A 13,785-nucleotide genomic window follows, 5' to 3' on the forward strand; every position below is an offset into this window, starting at 1 on the left:
ATAGTGGCCTTTTGCCTTGTTTTTCGGCTCTTTTCGGCTCCAGAACGACGATCCAGGCTCATTTGATGAGCCACCTCACAAATACCGCTTTGTCTCCATTGTCTAACAACATTCGAATCGCTAACCTCTGCGGCTTCCCCTACCTGTCATCGACAGGTCTTCTCTGACCGATACCGTGTCGGGAGTGCGCTGTGGATCTTGCGCAGGGTTTTATAAAGCATGGCAAGGAGGCTGTTGATGCGCCGGTTTTTTCCCATCCTGATCGCCCTTTGGGCCACGACCGCCTGGGCCGAGCCCTCGGCCGAGCTTCAGGAGCCGACCGGCGGCTGGCGTTACGCAGGTCTCCTCGACCGCAAAGATGCGCCGCAGGTGGCCTATCCCACGCCGCCCATCGACCGCGGTATCCAGCGCAGCCGCACGCCCATCGAAGGCCGGATCAATCCGCCCTCCGGTCCGCGTGAGCCCCATATCCTGTCGGTCAACGGCAACCCCCTGAATCTCTACACCGACGACGCCGGTCGCTTCGTGCGCCCCTATGCCTTCGGCGCCGGCTCCAACAGCGTCGAAGTGCGCAGCTCGACGGGCAAGTCCCTCAAGCGCGTGCAGTTCTACGAAGCCAACAAGCAGATCACCCCGGCGCGTATCCGCGTGGTCCTCGGCTGGGACGACCCCAAGGCCGAACTCGACCTGCACATCATCACCCCCGACGGCCAGCACGCCTTCTACGCGCATCCCGCGTTGACCAACGGCGGCGGCCTCGACCCGGACGGTGTCGACGGTCCCGGCCCGGAAATGTTCACCATGACCGCGCCGCTGCACGGCACCTACCTGATTTATGTGAACTACTGGGGCAACTACAGCGCCAGCGACGGCTATAACTTTACCGAGCGCGCCAATCAGAACGAGGTCATCACCTCGCAGATCAACCTGGTGCTCAACGAAAACACCGTCGATGAAAAGCGCGAGAGCTTCACTGTGCCCCTGCGAGCCATCGGCGACCTGCTGCTGGTCAAGACCTTCAACTATTGAACATCCCGCTCCACGGATGAATGGGCTTTGCGAACATGAGCGATAACACAGCTTCCCCGGACGCCGCTGTACCGGCTGCCCCTCAACCTGCCGGCTCGCGCCGTTGGCTGGGCCTTGTGCTCGGGCTTTGCGTGGCCGGTACGGTGGCGGGCGGCCTGGGCTGGTTTTTCCACCACAAGCCGGCCGCCCCGGCGCCGGAACTGGCCCTGGAAAAGCTCGGCGTCAGTCGCCCGGACGCGCTGCTGGAAACCGCGTCGCTGAGCCAGTTGCCCAAGGACCTGCTCAGCGTGCCGTTCCTGCGCGACACCCTGACCGAAGATTTCGTTTTCTACTACGAAACCCACGGCGACCGCCTGGGCCTGATCGGCAGCTTGCGGCGGATCATCTACGAGCATGACCTCAAGCTGCAGGACAACCTGATCGAGCAACTCTTCGACCAGCCGGCGGATATCGCCCTGTGGCGCGGTGCCGACGGTCGGCTCAAGGACTTCCTGCTGGTGATGGACCGCGGTGGCCTGGCCAAACTGCTCGAGCCCCTGGCCCATGTCGCCCTGGACGACACCCAGTTGACCAAGGTCGGCGAAGTGAAGGTCGGCGGCGACAGCGTGCCGCTCTATCGCCTGGCCTACAACGCCAGCAAAGCCCTGTTGTTCGCCTCCCGTGGCGACAAGCTGGTGGTGCTGTCCAACCCGGACAGGCTCTACGAGCAAACCAGCGACGACAGCGAAGTGGCGCCGGGCGAGGTTTCGACCCAGGCCCTGGCAGCATTGCTCAATGGCGACAAACTGTTCCCCGAAGCCTTCGGCCTCAAGCCCCGCGAAACCGTCGTGAAGCAACGCATCTCGATTGCGTCCAGCGTCCTGGCCATGGGTTATCAGCGTTTTATCCCCAATTTCGCCGGCCTGCGCCTGGACATGGACGACAAGGGCTGGCACAGCTTCCTCGCCCTGGATGAGCAGGACAAAGCCGCCGACTTCGACTTCAAGCCGATCTGGCAAGCCATGCCGGTAGGCGCCAGCGCCTGCGTTGCCCTGCCACTGGCCGCCGAGCAGCAACAACCACTGTTGGTCAAACTCGGCGCCGACGAGGCCACCGCGAAGAAACTCACCGAACACATGAGCGGTGCCGCCGGACTCTGCTGGTACGCCGACTCGCGCCTTTATACACCGTTGCTGGTGGCCAACCTGACCAAGGACAACGACAGCCTCGACGCCGACCTGGGCAAACTCTTCGGCTCCATGGTCGGGAGCAAGGAAAGCGCCGTCGACGGCGGCCTGTTTCCTATTGCTGAGCAACAGAAAGACGGCGTCCATGAGTGGAAACGCCAGGTCAGCTCGAGCTTCGGCCAGTACGCCGCCAAGGAAGCCGAGAACCCCGACGCCATCACCGGCAAGGGCTTCTTTCGCGTAAGCCTGGCGCGACACGGTTCGACCCTGTTGTTCTCCCTGGACGACAAGCTGGTGGACAAGGCCCTCGGCACACTCGACAAGCACTTCCCGCCGCTGGCCGACGTGCTGCCCAAGGACGTGCTGATGCCGGTCTACCTCGGCCCGGACTCCCTGGCGCAACTGATGCAGCAGGAAACCCTCGACAGCCTGCCCCAGGACATGGAGCCGGTGTTCCGCAACGCCGCCCAGACCCACCTGATTCCCAAACTGCAAAAGCTCGCCGGTTTCGGCAAATACGCCCTGACCCTGCCGGAAGGCAGCGAGCCGGACGGCCACTGGCAGTGGCTGCCTTTGCAATGGCGTGCAATGTGATTCCTCTGTTCAAGAGGTTGGGCTTGCTGGCGCTGCTACTGAACACCGCGTTCAGTGCGCCCGTGTTCGCCCTCGAAACACCGCCCCTGGATGTCGAGCAGTCCCAGGTGTTCCGCGCCTGGTTCGTGCGCATCGCCCAGGAGCAACTGACCCAGGGCCCGAGCCCGCGCTGGTACCAGCAGGACTGCGCCGGCCTGGTGCGCTTCGCCGCCAACGAAGCGTTGAAAACCCATGACGACAAATGGTTGCGGGCCAATGGCCTGTCCAACCGCTACCTGCCGCCCGAACTGGTCCTGAGCGAGGGCCAGCGCAACCTGGCCCAGCAATGGCAGCAGGGCGGCGGCAAGGTCGGGCCCTACGTCAATGCGATCAAGCTGATCCAGTTCAACAGCCAACTGGTCAGCCGCGACCTCAACCAGGCGCGGCCCGGTGACCTGTTGTTCTTCGACCAGGGCGACGACCAGCACCTGATGATCTGGATGGGCCGCAACATCGCCTATCACACCGGCACCACCACCCCCACCGATAACGGCATGCGCTCCGCCAGCGTGCAGCAACTCATGACATGGAAGGACACCCGATGGATACCCGATGCAACGAACCCCAACTTCATCGGCGTCTACCGGCTGAACTTCCTCTCTCGATGAACGGGTCTCCCATGAAGCGTCTGTTTTCCCGAATGGTTTTCGCCCTGGCCGTGCTGCTGCCGGTTGTCGTCGGCGCCGCCGATGACTCGGTGCCGCCGAGCAACTACACGCCGGTGGCCGGCGAGAGTTTCTTCCTGTTGGCCGACAGCAGCTTCGCCAGCGACGAGCAGGCCTTGGTCCGCCTCGAAGCACCGGGCCGCGACTATCGGCGTTTCCGCATGGAGCCCTACGGCGGCGCGGATATCCGCGTGTACCGCATCGACCAGCCGCTGGAATTCCTCAAGCGCCAGAAGAACCTGCACCGGGTGGTCAGCGACGGCCAGTTCAAGGGCGAGGGGCTGTCCAACACCCTGGCCTACCTGTGGGACAACTGGTACCGCAAATCCCGCCGCGTGATGCAGCGGGCGTTCTCCTACGAGTCGCGTAAACAAGTGACCGAGGAAGTGCCGGAACTGAAAATGGGCCAGGCCATCGCCGCGCCGACCCCGTATGACAACCACCCGCAATACGCGCCGCTGCCCGGCCTGCCGCTGGTCAGCCAGTTCCGCTACCCGCTGTGGGACGCCAAGCCGATCCAGCCACCGAAGGGCGTCGACCTGGCCGGCTCTTCCAGCCAGTTCATCAGCGTCGCGCCCGGCAACGTCTATATCCCGCTGGGCAAACTCAAGCCGGGGCTGTACCTGGTGGAAGCGCTGATCGGCAAATACCGTGCGACCACCGTGGTGTTCGTCTCCAACACCGTGGCCGTGAGCAAGATCGCTGGCGACGAGTTGGTGGTGTGGGCGGCACGCAAACATGAAGGCAGCTCGGTGCCCAAGGTCAAAGTGCTGTGGACCGACGGCCTGGGCGTGATGAGCAGTGGCGAGACCGATGCCGATGGCCTGTTGCGCCTCAAGCACGTCAGCCCGGAGCGCTCGTTCATGATCGGCGAAGACGACGAGGGCGGTGTGTTCGTCTCCGAGAACTTCTACTACGACAGCGAAATCTACGACACCAAACTCTACGCCTTCACTGACCGGCCGCTGTACCGGCCGGGGGATTGGGTGTCGATGAAGATCGTCGGTCGCGAATTCAAGAACGCCCGCGACTCGGTCAACCCGACCACCGCCCCGGTACGCGTCAGCGTGCTGGATGCCACTGGCACCACACTGCAGACCCTGGACTTGAACCTGGACGCCAAGTCCGGTACCCAGGGCCGTTTCCAGCTACCGGACAACGCCGTGGCCGGTGGTTACGAGTTGCGTTTCAACTACCGCGACCAGACCTACAGCAGCGCCTTCCGCGTTGCCGAGCACATCAAGCCGCACTTTGAAATCTCCATGGACCTGGCCAAGCAGGATTTCCGCACCGGCGAGCCGATCAAGGGAAAATTGCTGCTGCTCTACCCGGACGGCAAACCGGTGGCCGACGCCCGTGTGCAACTGAGCCTGCGTGCCCAGCAACTGTCGATGGTCGACAACGAGTTGCAATACCTCGGGCAATTCCCGGTGGAATTGACCAGCACCGAACTGACCACCGACGACAAGGGCCAGGCCGTACTCGACCTGCCGGCGGCGGAGAAACCGAGCCGCTACATGCTCACTGTGTTCGCCAGCGACGGCGCGGCGTATCGGGTCAAGACCACCAAGGAAATCCTCATCGAGCGCGGTGCGGCTCGCTATCGCCTGTCGGCGCCGCAGCGTTTCAGTGCGACCGGCGAGAAGGTCGCGTTCAGCTACGCCAGCGAATCCACCGTCGCTCAGCCAAACGCTGGCACGCCGAGCACCTACAACTGGGTCCGCCTGGAAGACCAGTCCACCGGTAACGGCAAACTCGCTGCCGGCGACAAAGGCTTCAGCGTCACCTTCGACCGTCCCGGCACCTACAACCTGTCGCTCAAGGATGACCACGAACGCATCCTCGGCGCCACCGGCCATTCGGTGACCGGCGATGGCGTGAAAGCCGTGCCCGGCACCGTGGAAATCCTTCTCGACAAACCCGAGTACCAGACCGGCGACGAAGCCCTGGCGCTGATCACCTTCCCGGAGCCCGTCACCGACGCGCTGCTGTCTCTGGAACGCGACAAGGTCGAGGCCACCGCGTTGCTGTCCAAGGGCGGCGACTGGCTGCGCCTGGAAAAAATCAGCGACACCCAATACCGTGCGCGGATTCCGGTGAAGGACAACTACGCCCCCAATCTGACCTTCTCGGTGCTCTACACCAAGGGCGGCGAATACAGCTTCCAGAACGCCGGCCTCAAGGTCACCACGCCGCAGATCGATGTGGCCATCGCCACGGACAAGGACAGCTACCAGCCGGGCGACACCGTCTCGGTGGACCTGACCACCCAGTTCGCCGGCAAGCCGATCCCGGCGCACCTGACCGTCAGCGTGGTGGATGAAATGATCTACGCGCTGCAACCGGAAGTGGCGCCGAGCATCGACCAGTTCTTCTACCACCCACGGCGCAACAACGTGCGCACCAGCGCCAGCCTGTCGTTTATCAGCTACGACGTGGCATTGCCGGGCAGCCCTGGCGCGCCGGGTAAGGCCAACCGCAGCGAGCGCGGCGTGAAAGTGCTGGAGCGGCCGCGTCGCGAAGATGTCGATACCGCCGCCTGGCAGCCGGAGCTGGTGACCGACGCCAACGGCAAGGTGCGCTTCACCTTCCGCATGCCGGATTCCCTGACCCGCTGGCGCATCACCGCCCGGGCCATCGCCGATGCCGGGCAAGTGGGGCAGAAGAACCAGTTCATCCGTTCCGACAAACCGCTGTACCTGAAATGGAGCGGCCCGACCCACTTCCGCAGCGGCGACCAGCCGAAGCTTGGCCTGTTCGCTTTCAGCCAGGCCGACAAACCGGTCAAGACCGAACTGGTGATTCGATATGCCGGCCAGGAACAGCGTCTGCCGTTGTCCTTGAACAAAGGCATCAACTACATCCCGCTGCCGGCGACCCCGTTGAGCAGTGGCGACTGGAGTGCCGAGCTGCAACAGGACGGCAAACCCCAGGACGCCCTGGCCGTGCACCTGAGTGCAGTGGGTGACGGCTGGCAAGTGACACAAAGCCAGAGCCTCAGCGTGGCCAGCGGCGACACACCGCTGAGCCTGCCGGCAGACGCCAGCGATATTCGCCTGCGCCTCGACGACAGCCCGCAAGCGCTGTTCCGCGCCAACCTCGATGATCTGCTCAGCTACCCCTACGGCGGTGTTGAGCAGACCGCCAGCCAACTGCTGCCGTTGAGCATTGCCTACCCGGCGCTGTCGGCCAACGCCCAGGTTCGCGACCGTCTGCGCCTGATCATGCAGAACAGTCGCCTGCGCCTGGTTTCGATGGCCGGGCCGGATGCCTGGTTCACCTGGTGGGGCGAAGATGTCACTCCGGATGCTTTCCTCACCGGTTACGCCTATTACGCAGACTGGCATGCCAGCAAGGCACTGGGCATCAGCCTGCCGCCGGATCACTGGCAGCGGGTGCTGGATGTCTACGGCAAACAGGCTTCGGTCACGCCGTTGCTGCAACGGGCGCTGGTGCTGTCGTTCGCCAAGGAAATGCAACTGCCGGTGAACACCCTGCTGAGCGGCCTGATGGAAGAGCTGGCGAAAGCCGGCGAGGGCGCCGACGCCAACCTGATGGACGATGGCCAGGACAGCCTGATCATGAGTGCACCGGATTCGGCCCTGGGCCTGGCCAGTGCGCGGGTGCTGACCGCCGCCCTGGCCCGCCAGAGCAAAGTCGCCTTGCCGGATGCCTTCAGCAAACAACTGCCCGCGGCGGAACAGCGTCTCGGTGCCAGCTCGCAACCGTTCGCCAGTGCCTTGAACCTGTCGATCAAACCGTTCAACGCCGACCTGGCCCAGGATCTGTTGCAGCGCCTGCTGCCGCAGCAATCCACCCTGGAACGCGCCCTGGCCCTGACCTGGCTGCAGCGCAGCGTCGAGCAGACTCCGAAAATGGTCAACCTGACCCCGGGCGAAGGCTGGAAAGCACGCGAAGGCGGAACCGGTGAGAATTACTGGCAGTGGGAGGGCACGGGCGTACCGAGCGTGCTGACCGTGAGCGGTGCACAGGAACGTCCATTGCGGGCCAAACTGAGCTACCTCAGCCAGCAGAAAGTCCCGGACGACCTGCCGGTGCAGATCAAGCGTCGCTTGCTGGAACTGGTGCCGGGCGATGACGCCTACACCTTCAGCCTCAAGGCCGTGGGCGACAAACCATTGTCCAGCGACAGTCTCTATCTGGACGAAGTGATCCTCACCACCAAGAGCCCCAAACCGCTGCGCTACGGCATGCTGGAAGTGCCGTTGCCGCCGGGTGCGGACGTTGAACGCACCACCTGGGGTGTCAACCTTGCCGGGTTGGCCGGTGCTGAAGCGACGCCGCTGGAGAAGGCGCACTTCGAACCTGGGCAGATGGCCTACGGTGTGCCGGTCAACAGCCTCAACGGCGAAGTGCGTCTACGCCACCTGATCCGCTTCTCGCAGAAGGGCCAGTTCAAGCTGCCGCCAGCGCGTTTCAGCCAGATCTATGCGCCAGAGCATCAGGCCCAGGAACAGAAGCCGGCCCTTGGGCAGATCACGGTCGAATGACATGACCCGCCCACTGGCCTGGCTACTGTTGTGCATCGTTCCTCTGCTGGCGACGGCAGAGGAAGCGCCCTTGCGCCTGGCCTGGAAAACCGCCGACGGTTATGAGCTGGTGCAGTTGAACACCACCCAGGTGCTCAACCGCGAGCCGTTGCCGGCGGATCTGCAAACGCCGTTGGGCAGCCTGTGGAAACTCTTCGTCTATGCTTGGTTGGTGGACACCAACCAGCAAGAGCCGGCCTACGACTGTCACGGTCAGGATCACGAGGAAGTCTATTGTTGTACTCCGGGCGGCAGCATTGCCCGGGATGCTGCGTTGGTCCGCTCCTGTGGTTTGTACTTTGATCCCAAGCGTTTGAAGATCGATGACGGCCAATGGCGCGACTACTGGCAAGTACGCCAGGCGCCTAGCTGGCTGCTGAGCTTCAACCAACTGCAACCGCAAACCCGTGTACCCGTGGTGCAATTGCTGGAAGCGCTACGCACGCTTCCGGCTCAGGGGACTGCGCGCAAACTGCTGCTGGACGTGGTGCTCAATGCCGCCGATGGTCAGGCGGTCGGGCTGTTGGGCGGTCGCGTGCGGGTCAAGACCTGGAGCTGGCTCGGCGACCATGACTCGCAGTCACGCCAAGGCGGTTTTGCCGGTTGGTTGGAGGACGGTACGCCGCTTTGGGTGGGCGGTCGTGGCACCAGTCAGATGGTGCTGCGGCATTACTCGGATGTGTTGGGTAGCTTCCTGCCATCGCAGTCGGCGGAAGATGCGGGGCGTTGCGTGCAGGTCGACTTGTTCTCCCGCTATCCACTCAAGGGTGTCACTCGCGCCGATGGCCAAGCCGCTCCCAATGGAGTCTTGCAAGGTCACTACCGGGTCGATTTTGCCAACGGCAACCAGTTGGAGATCGAAAGCGCGGGCGAACTCTTCCTGTTGCAGAACGCCGGCCAGCCGCAATTGGTAGCCCGGCTGGATCGCGAGGAATATGTCGCCCGCGTCCTGCAACGCGAAGCCAGGACCGAACCCATCGAAGCCGCCAAGGCCCTGGCCGTGGCGATCCGCACCTACCTGTTGCAGAACGCTGGCCGTAGTGGCGATTGTCTGAGCATTGACGACAGCAGTGGTCGTCAGCGTGTTGCTCCACGTCCGGCTACTGCCGAAGCTCGAGATATCGCGGCCTGGACCAGCGACCTGGTGTTGGCGGGCAGTCCTGTGACCTACCACTCGGATCAAGCCGGCCCGGACAAGCTGTCCTGGCAACAGGCGGTGGAACAGGCCAACGGCGGCGAGCGCTATGACCAGATTCTCCAGCACGCTTACCCACGTGCGAGTTTGAGCCGCTGGGACAACCCGGTGGCTTCGTGCGAGCCCTTGCCGGCAGCGCAGGAATGGTTGCTCAAACAGCGTCGCGTGTGGCGTCAGCGCCTGGATCAGGAAGTCGGCTATAACGAATTGAGCCAGTTTGCGGTCTGCCGGGTGTCCTACGGCCGGCCTTATGTCGACCGTGAACGCCAGCGCATCTATGTGCGCGGCGTACTGACCCAACAGGATCGCCTCGACCTGACCCATGAATACCTGCACCTGGCGTTCGAGGCCCATCCGAATGGCCAGGACGAAGATTACGTCGAAGGGCTTGCCCGTCACCTGTTACTGGAATAGGCCATGAAATTGCGCATCTCCACCGTAGTCCTGTTCCTCAGCGCCCTGGTTGTGCTGAACGCGGTCCATGCCGACAGCGGCATCCAGCTCGACACCCCCAAGGGCGGCTGGCACGCCGGCTCCCCGGACGGTGAACACTTCCGCCAGACCGTCAACTACCCGGCCTCGTCGGTCAACACCCCGGCGGGCCAGGCGGATACGGCGCGGATCATGGGTATGATCAAGGGCGCCCCGAAGACCGCCAGAGTGCCGGGGAACCTGATCATCAATGGTGTGAGCATGCCGTTGAAGATTGATGAGGCGGGGAATTTCGACCGGCCGTTTTCGTTTCCCACTGGGAGTAACAGCGTTGAAGTGCGCAGCCCGGATGGGCAGCAGCGCAAGCGCGTGCAGTTTCTGAATGTGGGCGGTGGTGCTACGCCGGCCAAGTTGCGGATTCTGTTGTCGTGGGATACGGACGGCACCGACCTGGATTTGCATGTGGTGACGCCGGATGGTGCGCATATCTGGTACGGCGATCGGGTCGCTCCCAATGGCGCGGCGTTGGATGTGGATGTGACCACGGGTTACGGCCCGGAGATTTTCTCCATGCCCGCACCGATCAAGGGTCAGTACCTGATCTATGTGAACTACTTCGGTGGCGGTTATCGCAGTGACGATGATGAGAGCGGCGGACAGGAAAATGCCGTGCAGCCACTGACCACGGCGAAGGTCACGGTGATTACGGAGGAGGGGACGGTGAACGAGAAGATGGAGTCGTTCATTGTGCCGATGCGGGCACCGGGGGAACTGACGTTGGCGAGGCGGTTTAGTTATCCCTGAGAATGCCCAGGTCCTGGCCTAACGTGTCGCTGTTTTGCGGTTTTGACGACACGTGATGAGGATATGTCGCTGACGGCGACATGAGGGAGGAACGTGTCGCTGAAATCGAGTTTTAGCGACACGTCGGAAATTTCGCTCTTATCTGGTCCCAAATGCTGATGCTCGACGAGGATGTTGGGCGACAGACAGTCTCGGTGTGATGGTTAACGATGCGCGGCTAAGGTAAAGAGGGGCAAGTCAGCATACGTCGCTGGGCCGGCTCCTCCCATAATCGGTAAAGTCCCGACCCAGGTCGATCTATTGGAAGCCGCGCCTACCATGCCTAATAAACTGCCCATTAATCTCGATGACCTGTTGCGCCAACGCACGGTTGAAGGCGAGCGCATCGAGTACAAAACGGGCTGGAATCCTGACGCTATCCTGCGCACGCTCTGCGCTTTCGCCAATGACTTTGAAAACCTGGGTGGCGGCTATATGGTCATCGGGCAGGATTGTGATACAGACGGTCAGCCGCTGTTTCCTCCTATGGGCCTGGCCGATAATCAACTGGATAAAATCCAGCAGGAATTACTGGCGGCCTGCCAGTTGATTCAACCCGCGTACTTTCCGGTGCTCAGTGTGGAACGGGTCGAAGGTCGTAACCTGATCGTTTTATGGGCACCCGGCGGGCAGAACCGGCCTTACAAGGCACCAGCCTCTGTGACCGCCAAGCAGAAAGTCTGGCATTACTACATCCGCCGTTTTAGTAGCACGGTGGAGGCCAAGGGTGAGGTCGAGCAGGAACTATTGAGCCTCACTGCCAAGGTGCCGTTTGATGATCGCTTTCATCAGAGAGCGCGTGTCACCGAACTGTCGAAGCCGTTGATGCAGGAGTTCTTGCAGGAAGTGGGCAGTGCGTTGGCAGATGAAGCTGGAAGCTTGTCTGTCGAGGAGCTGGGGCGGCAGATGAATGTGGTCGGCGGTCCAGTGGAGTCGCCTTGGCCGAAGAATATTGGTTTGCTGTTTTTCAATGAGTCGCCCGAGCGCTTTTTCCCAGGTACTCAGATTGATGTGCTGTGGTTTCCTGATGGGCCGGGCGGGGATCGCTTCGACGAGAAAATCTTCAAAGGCCCGTTGGCCAGTATGATCCGCGACGCGCTGGGCTTTATTCAGCGTAATTACTTGCAAGAGACGGTGATCAAGCACCCGGATCGTGCCGAGGCCACGCGGTTCTGGAACTTTCCTTTCGCAGCGGTTGAAGAAGCCCTGGTCAATGCGGTGTATCACCGATCTTATGAAGAGCGGGAACCGATTGAGGTTCGTATCAGCCGCGAAGAATTAGTGATTTTGAGCTTTCCGGGACCTGATCGCTCCATCCGCCTGGAAGACTTTCAGGCCGGTCGGGTGGTGAGCCGCCGCTATCGTAATCGACGCATTGGCGAGTTTCTTAAGGAGCTGGACCTGACTGAAGGTCGTTCGACGGGCATCCCGAAAATACTCAAGGTGATGGCTGCCAATGGCTCGCCTGCTCCGTTATTTGAAACGGATGACGAGCGGCTTTCCTATCTTGTGCGGTTGCCGGTGCATCCACGTGCAAAGGCCCCTGACGCGACGACCATGGAAGTCACCATGGAAGTCACCATGGAAGTCACCATGGAAGTCGCAGAGCTGCTCAAGGTTGTTGCGGGCGAAATGAGCCGTCAGGAACTACAGGCTTCAATGGGATTGAAGAACGCCGATCACTTCCGCAAAGCCTATGTTTTGCCTGCTCTCACTGCGGGCTATCTGGAAATGACATTAGCCGACCATCCGAAGAGTCGCCTGCAACGGTATCGCCTGACTGACGCCGGCCGGCGCTGGCTGGCGGTTGAGCTGAAAAGGTAAACCTGTTTTGGTGGCTGAAGAATGTGTGATTTGTTGAATGGTGATGCGTCCCCGATAGAGTTTCGAGATCAGGAGCATATTTCCCTTTTTCTATCGGGTTCATTGGAGGGTGGCAGCATTGACGATGCGGCTGAAGCCTTCGGTGTCGTGATTCGCGCTTATGGTGTGGACAAGATGGCCCGTGAATCGGGATTGTCCGTGGAGCATCTTGCTCGTTCATTTGGCGACAGGGGCGATCCGGATTTGAGCACTGTGCTGGCGGTGATGAAGGTGCTGGACATACTCCTGACCACTCGAGTGAAGGAGGAGCGGGAGGACGACTGATTTTCTGATACGTGCCTGCGTCAGTCACCACCAAAGTGGCTAGGTGGTTTGCCGCCCCAAGGCGTCCAGGTACAGCGTGTCAGCCCCGATCTGAATATCCAGTTCCGTCCATTCAACGGTCCAGCCATCGTCGCCAATGGCAGCGCCAGCGAATGCCTTGGAATCGTGCAATGACTTCAAGCCCGGGTAGTGCTTGATATCGTCGTTCAGATCCAGGTCGAAAACTTGCCCGTTCACAAAGGTCAGCTTCAGCGTGAAATCCGGGTGTGCCTGCACAGCCTGCAGGCGAGGGCGTTTCATGGATGTCATTTTTCCACTCAGCTAACAGCTCTGTCCGGTTATGCACTCACCGCTATCATTCATTTGTGGATAAGGTCGCCTGACAGAGGCCTTGGATTCAGTGCAGGTTACTGGCGGCCAATCGTTTCAAAGCAATTTCAAGCGATTGATCGTCGAACAGCTTGTCTTTACGAGCGGCCGCATTTGCTCCACCTTCCCAATCTTGTAAAGCCTTGCGCACCGCAGGAATAGTCGGCTCCACGTTTTCGCGATACAACAACCAGTCCACCGTGGCCAACAGTTCCATACCAAATGGCGATTCGAAACCATCAATCAGCTGTGTGGTGCTTTCCAAGACGTCTGTGAACTCTTTGGCTTCAGTCTTCAGGTAGGCCTGCAAAAAGGACTTTCGTTCCTGATCGAACCAGATCACATCGTTGATGCCCGCATCACTGATGCGTTTATCGCAGTGCAGGTAGCTACCGTCGAGATTGTCGAGCAGGTGATCCAAGCGGTTGGTATAAGGTCCATATTTGTGGGCGACGAACTGCAGATTTAAAGGATTCTCCGTGCCTGGGAGTTTTTCGATGGCGCGCTCGAGAAACCAAACCAGCTTTTGGATTTCAAGCAGGCTGCATTCCATCCCTAGAACCCAGTAGCGACGAACCAGCTCGGCGATGAGGGCCCGTGCCGGTGTCAATTTTTTCATTGCATCGGTGCCGCACATGATGCCAAGACGTCCTTTGATCAGTAGGTGATGGTGGGTTAGCGTTTCGGTTTGATAGCACCCCATTTTGCATGAGTACTCATCGTCGTCATCAACTGCGGTCGCCCATCAGGCCCCG

At 61.1% G+C, this 13,785-nt stretch carries 9 protein-coding genes and 1 pseudogene; 8 read left to right on the top strand and 2 right to left on the bottom strand.

Going from position 1 to position 13,785, the window contains the following annotated elements:
- Positions 1-237: 237 nt before the first annotated feature.
- From CWE01_RS31200 to CWE01_RS31235, 8 genes are all read left to right on the top strand, one after another.
- A complete protein-coding gene (locus CWE01_RS31200; protein WP_100944404.1) occupies positions 238-1,029 on the top strand; it encodes a YfaP family protein in 792 nt (263 codons plus the stop codon).
- A gap of 35 nt (positions 1,030-1,064) precedes the next feature.
- Entirely contained in the window at positions 1,065-2,789 is a 1,725-nt protein-coding gene (locus CWE01_RS31205) for a DUF2138 domain-containing protein (protein WP_100944415.1), read from the top strand.
- On the top strand, positions 2,774-3,436 hold the full coding sequence (locus CWE01_RS31210; RefSeq protein ID WP_100944405.1) for a DUF1175 domain-containing protein: 663 nt from the start codon (positions 2,774-2,776) through the stop codon (positions 3,434-3,436). The genes CWE01_RS31205 and CWE01_RS31210 overlap by 16 nt, the downstream gene beginning before the upstream one ends.
- The gene (locus CWE01_RS31215; protein ID WP_100944406.1) at positions 3,433-8,004 is read left to right on the top strand and encodes an alpha-2-macroglobulin; all 4,572 of its coding nucleotides are present in this window, start codon (positions 3,433-3,435) and stop codon (positions 8,002-8,004) included. The genes CWE01_RS31210 and CWE01_RS31215 overlap by 4 nt, the downstream gene beginning before the upstream one ends.
- 1 nt (position 8,005) lies before the next feature.
- Positions 8,006-9,652: a DUF2300 domain-containing protein gene (locus tag CWE01_RS31220; RefSeq protein WP_100944407.1), complete on the top strand. Its 1,647-nt coding sequence runs from the start codon at positions 8,006-8,008 to the stop codon at positions 9,650-9,652.
- Between the two features lie 3 nt (positions 9,653-9,655).
- Entirely contained in the window at positions 9,656-10,474 is an 819-nt protein-coding gene (locus tag CWE01_RS31225) for a YfaP family protein (RefSeq protein ID WP_100944408.1), read from the top strand.
- 318 nt (positions 10,475-10,792) lie between these two features.
- Complete coding sequence (locus tag CWE01_RS31230) at positions 10,793-12,337, top strand: Fic family protein (protein WP_100944409.1); 1,545 nt, start codon at positions 10,793-10,795, stop codon at positions 12,335-12,337.
- A 21-nt stretch (positions 12,338-12,358) separates the two neighbouring features.
- Complete coding sequence (locus CWE01_RS31235) at positions 12,359-12,661, top strand: DNA-binding protein (RefSeq protein ID WP_100944410.1); 303 nt, start codon at positions 12,359-12,361, stop codon at positions 12,659-12,661.
- A 39-nt stretch (positions 12,662-12,700) separates the two neighbouring features.
- Here the strand turns inward: CWE01_RS31235 and CWE01_RS31240 are convergent, their stop codons facing one another.
- On the bottom strand, positions 12,701-12,961 hold the full coding sequence (locus CWE01_RS31240; RefSeq protein ID WP_371917167.1) for a DUF2442 domain-containing protein: 261 nt from the start codon (positions 12,959-12,961) through the stop codon (positions 12,701-12,703).
- A 97-nt stretch (positions 12,962-13,058) separates the two neighbouring features.
- Positions 13,059-13,649, bottom strand: a pseudogene (locus tag CWE01_RS31245) (Appr-1-p processing protein); the annotation flags it as partial.
- Positions 13,650-13,785 lie beyond the last annotated feature (136 nt).

It is taken from the genome of Pseudomonas sp. QS1027 (assembly GCF_002814235.1).
In the GTDB taxonomy this organism is placed as follows: domain Bacteria; phylum Pseudomonadota; class Gammaproteobacteria; order Pseudomonadales; family Pseudomonadaceae; genus Aquipseudomonas.

What these genes read in the sequence shown, in the direction of transcription:
- CWE01_RS31240 (WP_371917167.1), bottom strand. Translation starts at nt 12,961, where the DNA reads ATGAAACGCCCTCGCCTGCAGGCTGTGCAGGCACACCCGGATTTCACG.
- CWE01_RS31230 (WP_100944409.1), top strand. Translation starts at nt 10,793, where the DNA reads ATGCCTAATAAACTGCCCATTAATCTCGATGACCTGTTGCGCCAACGC.
- CWE01_RS31205 (WP_100944415.1), top strand. Translation starts at nt 1,065, where the DNA reads ATGAGCGATAACACAGCTTCCCCGGACGCCGCTGTACCGGCTGCCCCT.
- CWE01_RS31225 (WP_100944408.1), top strand. Translation starts at nt 9,656, where the DNA reads ATGAAATTGCGCATCTCCACCGTAGTCCTGTTCCTCAGCGCCCTGGTT.
- CWE01_RS31220 (WP_100944407.1), top strand. Translation starts at nt 8,006, where the DNA reads ATGACCCGCCCACTGGCCTGGCTACTGTTGTGCATCGTTCCTCTGCTG.
- CWE01_RS31215 (WP_100944406.1), top strand. Translation starts at nt 3,433, where the DNA reads ATGAACGGGTCTCCCATGAAGCGTCTGTTTTCCCGAATGGTTTTCGCC.
- CWE01_RS31210 (WP_100944405.1), top strand. Translation starts at nt 2,774, where the DNA reads ATGGCGTGCAATGTGATTCCTCTGTTCAAGAGGTTGGGCTTGCTGGCG.
- CWE01_RS31200 (WP_100944404.1), top strand. Translation starts at nt 238, where the DNA reads ATGCGCCGGTTTTTTCCCATCCTGATCGCCCTTTGGGCCACGACCGCC.
- CWE01_RS31235 (WP_100944410.1), top strand. Translation starts at nt 12,359, where the DNA reads ATGTGTGATTTGTTGAATGGTGATGCGTCCCCGATAGAGTTTCGAGAT.